This is a genomic window from Endozoicomonas sp. GU-1, assembly GCF_027366395.1.
Lineage (GTDB): Bacteria > Pseudomonadota > Gammaproteobacteria > Pseudomonadales > Endozoicomonadaceae > Endozoicomonas.
Window position 1 is genome coordinate 2,614,200 of record NZ_CP114771.1, and the last position, 10,678, is coordinate 2,624,877.

Below are 10,678 nucleotides of genomic sequence, written 5' to 3' on the forward strand. Positions count from 1 at the left end.
CACCGACATAGTAAACGCTTGACAAAAAGTGACCAGCAATAAAAACATTGTCTTTGATCTTAATTTTTTTATAGCGGCTAGCCTGGTTGAACTTCACTGAGCAACCAGGTACGAAATGCCTCGATATCCTGATGTTTAACATGAGAATTGGGGTAAACGAGATAAAAAGCTTCATCGGTTGCAATTTTAGTTTTAAACGGGGTAACCAACTTACCTGAATCAATAAGATCCTTTACCAGGCTGGTGCGACCAAGCGCAATACCCTCCCCCAATACCGCCAACTCCAATGCCGATACCAGCGTGTCCATATAAAAGCCCTGGCTGGTCTTCATATCTTTATAATTGGCCTGACTGAGCCAGTGTCCCCAACCTTCTTCATAGCCCATCACGTGCAGCAACATATGCTCAGAGAGATCAAAGGTGTCTTCGTCAATCGGGTATTTTGCCAGATAGTCGGGACTGCACACAGGAAAGAGCTCATCCCAGGTTAACCGGTCGCTGGTCATCCCCTGCCAATGGCCCTTGCCGTAACGAATTTCCAGATCGCTGTCCAGGCTGTTTTCCCGCTCAACTTCATTCACCCAGATATTGCTGGTCAAACGCAGGTTAGTACCCGGGTATTGCCTTCTAAAATTTTTCAGCCTCGGCGCTAACCACTTAATAAAAAACACCATATTCACTTTAATGGTCAGCAGGCTCGTTCGACCATGGCCAAAGATCTCTTCCGTGGCAACGGTCAGGCGTTCAACAGAATCGTGGACAGCGGGCAGGTAGGCGGCCCCGGCATCGGTCAGCTCCAGTCCCCTTGGTAACCGGCGAAACAATAAACAACCCAACTGGCTCTCCAGCCCCTTGACCTGCTGGCTCACGGCAGCCTGAGTCAGGTTTAGCTCGTTAGCCGCATGAGTAAAACTCAAGTGCCGGGCAGAGGCCTCAAACGCCCTGATCCAGTTTAAGGGCGGCAGTCGTTTTTTCATAAGAACACCGTATAAGTGCCTGAGCATTTGAAATCATCTTGCAAACTGGCCAGATCAAAGGGAAGTTAACGACTTAAACAAATGTTTAATTATTATTTCAAGATTTTTAGCTTTGTTTTTAAGTAGCTGGCCATATGGAATCACATATTTCTGGCTACTTGGGCAGGTGCTATGCGAGGCACAACGGAGGGAGCATAGCCGTAGCTATGTGACCGGAGTTGTAACGAAGCAGAGTGCCTGAACAAGGAGTCAGAAATATATGATTTCATATGGTTAGCTACTTAATATTACATAACTTAATAAGCAGCACGTACAAATTATTTTATACCTTTGCCATAAGTTTTATTGATTGTCTTCAAACCGAAAGCTGCTGAAAATCATACCATGTCGTAAAAGTCGCTAGTACGCAAAAACAGGTACATGAGGAAATATTACTTCCTGTCGTCTAACCTGACCTCTATGTTTATATCACTTCCCGAAGACTTACCATCCAGCCTGCCTGAGTATATTGCTCAATGGCAGGACCAGAATGTTCAGCTGCATGAGCGGTTGCCCGGCAACAGGCCCGGATTGAACAACTCGATAACGCTCCCAACCACCATGCCCTCCTGTTTGTGCTGAAGAGGTGATTGCGCATGAAGACATTCCCGAGGGATCCACCCGTTACGGTCGGGAGCCCAGCTCCGATCAGGCGATGGAAATTAAGGTTAAGACCATTCAAAGGCAGTCAGGAAAGAACGGCTCAGTGTTCCGGATGACCCGACCTTACCCCTGCACAATAACCCTTGCGCCAGTCAGTGCAGGCGTTTTTGAGTACTTACCCGTGCGTCCAGGTTTACCGAGCGGAGCGATACTATGAACAGCCCGAAGTCAGGAACCGGTATTTTCGCCAATACCCATCCCGTGATGAGCAGAGGCTCGGCGATCGTCATTGTCGCCTTTGTCCTTTTTACGATCATTGCCCCGGCATACGCTAATAGTCTCTATGAAGCCGCCAAGCGCTTTATCGCCACCAGTATGGCCTGGTATTACACTCTCCTGATGAGCTTCTTTTTACTCCTGGCCATATACACAGCGTTCAGTCGCTTTGGCCGCATTAAGTTAGGCCATGACCACGACAAACCCGAATACGGCTTCTTTTCCTGGTTCTCGATGCTGTTCAGTGCGGGTATTGGTATCGGCATCCTGTTCTGGAGTATTGCCGAGCCGATTTACCACTTGCAAAGCAACCCTTTTATTGCCGAAGGCCAGGCAAAAACCGTGGCCGCCGCACAGGTAGCGATGCGCTTCAGTATCTTTCACTGGGGCTTACACGGTTGGGCACTATTTGCGATTACGGGTATGGCATTAGCTTATTTCACCTACCGCAAAGGTCTGCCATTATCGATCCGTTCTGGCTTGTACCCGACCTTTGGCAACAAAATATACGGCCCGATTGGTCACATGGCAGACTTGCTGGCGGTTTTCGGTACTGTATTTGGTATCGCCACCTCGTTAGGACTTGGCGCACAGCAGATGAACGCAGGTATTAGCTATCTGTCTGGTATCAATATCAGCCCGGCCAACCAGGTGATCATCATTACGCTCATTACCGGATTGGCAACGCTCTCAACGTTAAGAGGCCTGGACAAAGGCCTGAAAAAAGTCAGCGAATTAAACATGCGCCTTACCGCATTAATGCTCACTTTCTTTATTGTTCTGGGGCCAACTGCTTATTTACTGGGTGCCTTTGTCACTAACCTGGGTGATTACATGACACATGCCGTCGGGCTCGGTTTTTGGGTTGACCCGGATCCCAAAAGCCAATGGCAGAGTTGTTGGACCCTGTTTTATTGGGGCTGGTGGATCGCCTGGGCACCCTTCGTCGGCATTTTTATTGCCCGTATCTCTAAAGGCCGAACCGTCAAAGAGTTTATTCTGGGTGTCTTGATCGCCCCAACGTTACTGGCAACCTTTTGGATCACTGCGTTTGGTAATACGGCTATTTTTATTGAACTCTTTGGTTCAGGCGGGGTCACAGAGGCCATTAATAAAGACATTACCACGGCTTTATTTGTCACCATGGAGTTAATGGACCTGGGTACGGTTGTTGTCGGAATCGGTGCCATTATCTGCATAGTCATGCTAGTGACTTACTTTATCACTTCTGCTGACTCGGCAACCCTGGTTATCTGTACGTTAGTATCTATGGGAGAACAAAAACCTCCACCCAAGTTGCGGATGTTCTGGGGCTTACTCATTGGTGCGGTTGCCGGTGTATTATTAATTGCCGGAGGCTTAAAAGCGTTACAAACCGCCTCTATTGTTGCAGCACTGCCCTATTCAATTGTGCTGGCGCTGACTACCTGGGGCTTGTATAAGGCTTTTCGCGAGGAACCCAATATTGACATGCCATACTCAGTCACCCCTGGTGATACTCCACTGCCACCGGAATACGGTCAAAGCTATGCGCTCAAGCGCAGTAAGCAGGAAACAGCGGAGTGTCTGGCGACTAATCAAAATGTTTAGTGCAGACGAATAAGGAAAACCACATGTCTTCACAGATCATTCTGCCGCGTATTCTGCAAGTTGGTGAACATGCGAGTTTGGCAGTCGCTGATATTTTAGCCAGCATGGGCTGCTCCCGCGCCCTGATTGTCACTGATCACATGATGGTTAAATTAGGCTATGTCGCTAACATCACAAAAGTACTGGAACAGCAACATATAACGTTTGATGTTTTCTCAGACACCGTGCCCGAGCCCACCGTTGCCTCCATTCAAGCCGGGGTGGACATGGCCAGGGCAGGTGATTATGACGGCATGATTGCTTTAGGTGGTGGCAGTTCTATCGATAGCGCCAAAGCCATTGCCATGCTCGCTCAATACGGCGGTGACATGAAAGATTACCGTTTCCCGCGTATTGTCAACGAACCCGGCGTACCTCTTATCGCGATTCCAACCACCGCCGGTACCGGCTCAGAAGCAACCCGTGTCACCATTATTACCGACGAGACCAACGACGAAAAAATGCTCTGTATTGGCACCGGCTTTATGCCTGCTGCCGCACTGGTGGACTATACACTGACCATCAGCGTACCAGCCCGAACCACCGCAGATACCGGTATTGATGCCCTGACCCACGCCATTGAAGCTTACGTCAGTAAAAAAGCCAATGCTTACAGCGATACGCAGGCCATTGCCGCGATGAAGCTCATTGCGCCAAACCTGCGCAAGGTTTACCACAACGGTGAAGATCAACAGGCCCGGGAACTCATGATGCTGGGCTCGACCCTGGCAGGTGTCGCCTTCTCTAACGCATCGGTTGCCCTGGTACACGGCATGAGCCGCCCTATTGGCGCTTTTTTCCACGTGCCGCACGGTTTATCGAATGCCATGTTATTACCGGATGTCACGGAATATTCCATTCCTGCTGCCCCGGGGCGCTACGCGGATTGTGCCCGGGCTATGGGCATCGCTGCGCCACAGGACAGTGACCAGCAAGCCAATAAAAAATTATTAACGGAACTCAAAGCCCTCAATGAAGAGTTATCCGTACCAACGCCTGCGCAATTCGGTATCGATAAAAAGGAATTTTTCTCCGTTTGCCCGACAATGGCAGAACAAGCCCTGGCCTCAGGCTCACCGGGCAATAACCCAAGAGTACCAAGCGCAGAAGAACTCGTGAGCATGTACCAGGCACTATGGGATTAGCACAATGCTCAAGCACTCATGAATCAACTGTGCCTGAGTGCTAAAAATATCAGCCCCGGGAGGACATCAATGAATACCATTGGTCATTTTATCAACGGTGAAATGGTCTACGATAATGAACGCACCCAGGCAGTGTATAACCCCGCAACAGGCCAGGCAGAAAAACAAGTCGCACTGGCTTCTGTCGCTACCGTTGAAGAAGCGATCACCAGGGCTGAAGCCGCTTATCCAGCATGGCGCAATACCCCGGCAATAAAACGCGCCCGTGTCATGTTCAAGTTCAAAGAATTACTTGAGCAAAACGCCGACAAAATTTGCCAGCTTATTGGTCAGGAGCACGGCAAAATTTCACACGACGCTGCGGGTGAATTACAACGGGGTATTGAAAACGTCGAATACGCCTGTGGTATCCCTGAATTATTAAAGGGCGAACACAGCAAAAACGTTGGCCCGAATATCGACTCGTGGAGTGAATTCCAGCCACTGGGCGTGGTCGCGGGTATCACCCCGTTTAACTTCCCGGTTATGGTGCCACTGTGGATGTTCCCAATGGCCATTGCCTGTGGCAACTGCTTTGTTCTAAAACCGTCTGAGCGTGATCCCGGTGCCACCATGCTGATCGCTGAACTATTACAGCAGGCGGGATTACCTGACGCCGTTCTGAATGTGGTGAACGGTGATAAAGTTGCGGTGGACACTTTACTAAACGACGAACGTATTAAAGCGGTCAGTTTTGTTGGCTCAACCCCCATTGCCGAATACATCTACCAAACCGCCAATAACAATGGCAAGCGATGCCAGGCGCTTGGCGCTGCCAAAAACCACGCCATTGTGATGCCAGATGCCGATATGGATAACGCCGTAAACCAGTTACTCGGTGCCGCCTTTGGCTCCTCTGGTCAGCGCTGTATGGCGCTATCCGTGGCAGTAGCGGTTGGTGATCAGGCCGCCGATGCATTAGTGGCAAAAATGGCTGAGGCCATGAAAGGCCTGAAAGTTGGTGCCTGCACCGATAGCAGCAACGACTTTGGCCCGGTTATTACCGGTGCTCATCGCGACAAGGTGATCAGCTACATCAGTCATGCCGAAAACCAGGGGGCAAGCATCGTCGTTGATGGCCGCACCCCGAAAGTCGATGGTTACCCCGATGGCTTCTTTGTTGGTGGCACCCTGATTGACCGGGTAACACCGGCAATGACCAGCTACCAGGAAGAAATCTTTGGGCCGGTACTGCAAGTTGTCCGCGTTAATACGATGCAAGAAGCGATGGACTTGATCGATGCCCACGAATACGGCAACGGTACCTGTATTTTTACCCGCGACGGCGAAGCAGCCCGTTACTTCTCTGATCACATCCAGGTGGGCATGGTCGGCATTAACATACCGCTACCAGTACCCGTTGCTTACCACAGCTTTGGTGGCTGGAAGCGCTCGCTGTTTGGTGACTTGCATGCTTACGGCCCTGACTCCGTGCGTTTTTACACCAGGCGCAAGACCATTACTCAACGCTGGCCTTCTGCCGGTATCCGCGAAGGTGCTCAGTTCTCGATGCCGATAATGAAATAATAGGTATAGGTGTTACCCTATTCGATCACCGTTGCCCGCAGGAACAAATATGGCATCCGCACTCTTAACGAACAGAGCCCTAAACACAACTGACCACAAACAGCCGCTCTTTCTGGGGGTAGACGGCGGTGGCACTTCATGCCGGGCACGTATCGCCGATCTTGACGGCAATATCCTGGGGGAAGGATTCTCAGGCAGCGCAAATCCGCGGACCGGGCTTGATTCAGCCTGCAACGCCATCATGCAGGCCACCCGTGCAGCGATGGCTCAAGCGGGCCTGGAAGAGAACGACTTCGGACGTATGTATGCCGGTCTTGGCCTGGCCGGTGTCAATCAGCAGAAAGAACGAGACCTTGTCCTCGGGTGGGGCTTTCCGTTTGCCGGTATTTTCCTGGAAACCGACGCATTCGCCGCCTGCATGGGTGCCTTTAATGGCAGGGATGGCGCGATCCTGATCCTGGGCACTGGCTCCTGTGGTGCCAGCCTGATTGATGGTGAGATGAAAACCCTGGGCGGCTGGGGCTTTCCAATCTCGGATCATGGCAGTGGTGCCAGCCTGGGCCTCGCGGCGATTCGTTACTCCCTGCTGGCCCACGAAGGCATGAAAGAACAGACACCGTTAAGCCGGGCCATCATGGCAACGTTTGACCACCGTCCTGAACAGGCCGTTGCCTGGCAGGACAGCGCACTCCCCAGAGACTACGGATCGTACGGACCGCTGGTGATTGAACATTTGAGCAAGGGCGATCAGCTGGCGGAACAGTTGATTCGGGAAAGCGCTGAAGATGCCGCCATGATGATCCGGGCACTTCATCAGCGCGGCGCTAGCCAGTGTGCACTGGTTGGAGGGCTGAGTGAGTTCGTTATGCCCTGGCTGCCAGAAGATGTTGCTGCCATTGCCACCTTGCCACAGGGTGATGCCATGCACGGTGCTCTGTTGATGGCTATGAAGCTCTTCTGAAAAACGTTCGGCTCCATCGGGAAGCCGAATACTCTAGTACGCCATTTCTGGGAACTAAATTTTAGAAAAAAGGTCAGAATTAAAACAAAAGGTCAAGAACCATTAAACGAAATGGGTCTTGTGTTTTTTTCAAAAATCGTGGTTTCAGACTATGCACAGTGTAAATAATGGTGATGCTTCAAAAATCACTTACAATCCCCACCAGGAAAGCAAAAATCAAAAAATTGATAATACTGATAATCAAGTTTCGCAAAAGGAGAGTGAAACCAACAATCCCATTACTCACAGAACATGTAATACAGCAGGGGACATAGCTGCATCAAGTTCTGTACAGGCTGCCAGGGCCCTACCAGATTTGCCATCAATCTACATGACAAAAAAATTTTACCGGCCCATAGATAAACAAACTCTTTTTATTGGCTATGAACAACTTATTACACACCGAGACTTCAGGGAATTACTTTCCAAACATATGAATGTTTATGCAGTACTGACATCAGATTGTCATGGTCAAGGAGCTGCCAACATTATGGCTTTCGGGAAACCAAAATTCAAAGTAAACGAACTGAAGAAAAACTTCTTTACTACTGCTTTTCAATCTATCCCAACATTAAAAGAAACACCTTGCAGTTCTGATATGATTGGTTTTTTACTCTGTACTCCCCCTTGGATTGTCGATCATTTCTACGGGAATCTGGAAAAAAAGTCCGCTAATTCCGGGAAAATGAATTCAATTGAACAGTCAATCTTTCGAAAATTAAAACCAAAATATGAGGCGGCAGGAATGGACACTCATTGTACTGTTCATCACAAAGATTACCTGAAGGATATCTCTCCACAGGAAGCAAGATTTATTTTTGAGCAAATCTTTGATGAATCTTTCGAAGAGTTAAAAACAATGAAAGAAGATTCAGATCCCGTTGTTAATAATCTGAACCCAAAAGCAACAATTGACGATCTTCCAGAAATCATACGCATTTATGAAGATAAAAACTCTCTGAAAAGGTATAACCCTTGGTGTTTAAATTATCTTGATAAAGCATTACTCAATAATGTTAAATGGATACCTGAATCCTGTAAAATTCTTTGAGGCTCTTTTCGAATTCCAGACTGTGTAACCAGCAAGTTGACTAAGGGCTGAAGCAGGCTTTTGCCTCTTCGGCCAATATTATGCAAAAACTCAAAAAAGCCAAGGTAAAGGGGTTTGATAAATACCGTCTTTGTCATCATCACGAGCATATTCACCTATGAAATATCCGGGCTTGGCGACCCCGTAGCGAGGGCGGCAGAAAACCGAGTATAAAAATTCGGTTTTGTGAGGTGAATAGCGGAGCTATTTGCCGAACAAAAGCGGATTTTTAGACCAATTTGCTGCCACCGCAGTAGGGTAGTCTATTCTCGGTCAGCCTCCTAGAGCAGTTGCCGTGTAGGGCAGTCTATTCTCGGACAGCCTCCTGGTTAATACGATACTCCGCAGAACGAGCATGTGCCGTCAGCGATTCCCCCCTGGCCAGAACAGAAGCCACTTTCCCCATTTCCGACGCGCCTTCAGCAGAACACTGAATAACTGAAGAGCGTTTCTGAAAGTCATACACCCCCAAAGGTGAAGAGAAGCGTGCGGTTCCTGATGTGGGCAATACATGGTTCGGGCCTGCACAGTAATCACCCAGGGCTTCTGCCGTATATCGGCCCATAAAAATAGCACCGGCATGGCGTATCTCTGGCAGCCAGTTTTCGGGCTCTTCAATGGATAGCTCAAGGTGTTCCGGTGCGATGCGATTTATCAGTTCACAGGCCGCCGCCAAGTCAGGTACGGCAATCAGGGCACCGCGCTTATTAAGCGACGCTGCGATAATATCCTGCCGTTCCATGGTTGGCAGCAGTCGGTTCATGCTCTCCTGCACCTGCGCCAGAAAAGCCCGGTCCGGTGAGATCAGAATTGCCTGGGCATCTTCATCGTGTTCCGCCTGGGAGAACAGGTCCATGGCGATCCAGTCGGGGTTACTGTGGCCATCACAAACCACCAGTATTTCTGACGGGCCGGCAATCATATCGATACCCACCTGACCAAACACTTCCCGCTTGGCGGTAGCGACATAAATATTGCCGGGACCGACAATCTTGTCCACCTTCGGGATCGTTTCCGTGCCATAGGCCAGTGCCGCCACCGCCTGGGCACCACCGATGGTAAATACACGACTGACCCCGGCAACAGCAGCCGCCGCCAGTACCAGCTCATTCAGCTCACCGTCTGGCGCGGGAACCACCATCACCACCTCAGGCACCCCGGCAACCGAGGCTGGTATGGCATTCATTAGTACCGATGAAGGATAGGATGCACGGCCACCGGGCACGTAGAGTCCCACCCGATCCATCGGGGTCACCTGCTGGCCAAGCAATGTGCCGTCGCTCTCACGGTAATTCCAGGAGCTTTGCTGTTGATGCTGATGGTAGTCACGAATCCGCTTTGCGGCGGTTTCCAGCGCTGCCCGCTGCTCAGGCTGAATGCTGTTGAGCGCCTGGTGCAAACGCTCAGCATCGAGAGTCAGCTCATCCATACTGGAGACCTGACGTCGATCAAAACGACAGGTACAGGCCATCACAGCCTGATCTTTCTGGCTGCGCACCTGAGTAATAATTTCTTTCACCTGTTGCTGGACACTGTCGTTTGAAACAGACTCCCAGGCTAACAGGGCATCAAGCTGGGCTGAAAACGCCGGACTGTTGAAATCCAGCTGAACCGGGGTTACCACTGCCGACGTCATGCTGGCTCCTCCACTGCATTGGTTTTTGCAATGGTTCTGGACAGTTGATCCAGTAGCTGACCAATCATCTTGTACTTCACTTTCATGGATGCCCTGTTGACCACCATTCTGGAACTGATTTCAGCAATCAGCTCCTGAGGCTCCAGGCCATTGGCCCGCAGGGTGTTTCCGGTATCCACCACATCAATAATGATATCCGCCAGGCCAACCAGCGGAGCCAGTTCCATGGAACCATAGAGTTTAATGATATCCGCCTGAATCCCCTGAGAGGCGTAGTACTGCTTGGCAATATTGACAAATTTCGTCGCCACCTTAAGTCGTCCAGAAGATGGTGCTGCGCCAACCTTCCCCGCAGTCATCAATTTGCACCGGGCAATGTTCAAGTCCAGCGGTTCATATAACTCAGAGGAGCCGTGTTCCATCAGCACATCCTTGCCAGCAACGCCCATATCGGCGGCACCGTATTCAACATAGGTTGGCACATCGCTGGCACGGACAATCAGCAGGTTTACATGGGGATGCGTGGTACCAATCACCAGTTTGCGACTTTTATCCGGATCCTCCGCAGGCTCAATACCCGCAGTTTTCAATAGAGGGAGAGTCTCTTTCAGGATGCGCCCCTTGGACAGCGCGATAGTGATCTGGCTCGACATACTTCTCTCAGGCTTCCTTACTTATCATGCGTTGTTAAAATGGTGAAGGTAGAAGAACTGCACA

General features: G+C 50.1%; 8 protein-coding genes. 5 read left to right on the forward strand and 3 right to left on the reverse strand.

Annotation, left to right across the window (positions count from 1 at the left end):
* Positions 1 to 77: 77 nt before the first annotated feature.
* Positions 78 to 977 (reverse strand): transcriptional regulator GcvA, encoded by a 900-nt coding sequence (gene gcvA, locus O3276_RS10765; protein ID WP_269675622.1) that lies wholly within the window; start codon positions 975 to 977, stop codon positions 78 to 80.
* An 855-nt stretch (positions 978 to 1,832) separates the two neighbouring features.
* On the opposite strand from gcvA, the gene O3276_RS10770 reads away from it, so the two are divergent.
* From O3276_RS10770 to O3276_RS10790, 5 genes are all read left to right on the forward strand, one after another.
* Positions 1,833 to 3,485, forward strand: coding sequence for a BCCT family transporter (locus O3276_RS10770; RefSeq protein ID WP_269675623.1), 1,653 nt, complete (start codon positions 1,833 to 1,835; stop codon positions 3,483 to 3,485).
* Between the two features lie 23 nt (positions 3,486 to 3,508).
* Positions 3,509 to 4,669 carry an iron-containing alcohol dehydrogenase gene (locus tag O3276_RS10775; protein WP_269675624.1) on the forward strand — a complete coding sequence of 387 codons (1,161 nt, stop codon included), beginning with the start codon at positions 3,509 to 3,511 and terminating at the stop codon, positions 4,667 to 4,669.
* A gap of 69 nt (positions 4,670 to 4,738) precedes the next feature.
* Entirely contained in the window at positions 4,739 to 6,235 is a 1,497-nt protein-coding gene (locus O3276_RS10780; RefSeq protein WP_269675625.1) for a CoA-acylating methylmalonate-semialdehyde dehydrogenase, read from the forward strand.
* 49 nt (positions 6,236 to 6,284) lie between these two features.
* Complete coding sequence (locus tag O3276_RS10785; RefSeq protein ID WP_269675626.1) at positions 6,285 to 7,196, forward strand: glucosamine kinase nucleotide-binding domain-containing protein; 912 nt, start codon at positions 6,285 to 6,287, stop codon at positions 7,194 to 7,196.
* Positions 7,197 to 7,347: 151 nt separating this feature from the next.
* Positions 7,348 to 8,286 carry a hypothetical protein gene (locus O3276_RS10790; protein WP_269675627.1) on the forward strand — a complete coding sequence of 313 codons (939 nt, stop codon included), beginning with the start codon at positions 7,348 to 7,350 and terminating at the stop codon, positions 8,284 to 8,286.
* Between the two features lie 346 nt (positions 8,287 to 8,632).
* On the opposite strand, the gene hisD is transcribed toward O3276_RS10790, so the two are convergent.
* Positions 8,633 to 9,961, reverse strand: a complete 1,329-nt coding sequence (gene hisD / locus O3276_RS10795; protein ID WP_269675628.1) for a histidinol dehydrogenase — start codon at positions 9,959 to 9,961, stop codon at positions 8,633 to 8,635.
* Positions 9,958 to 10,614: an ATP phosphoribosyltransferase gene (hisG, locus tag O3276_RS10800; RefSeq protein WP_269675629.1), complete on the reverse strand. Its 657-nt coding sequence runs from the start codon at positions 10,612 to 10,614 to the stop codon at positions 9,958 to 9,960. Before hisG ends, hisD begins: the two co-directional genes overlap by 4 nt.
* Between the last annotated feature and the right edge of the window lie 64 nt (positions 10,615 to 10,678).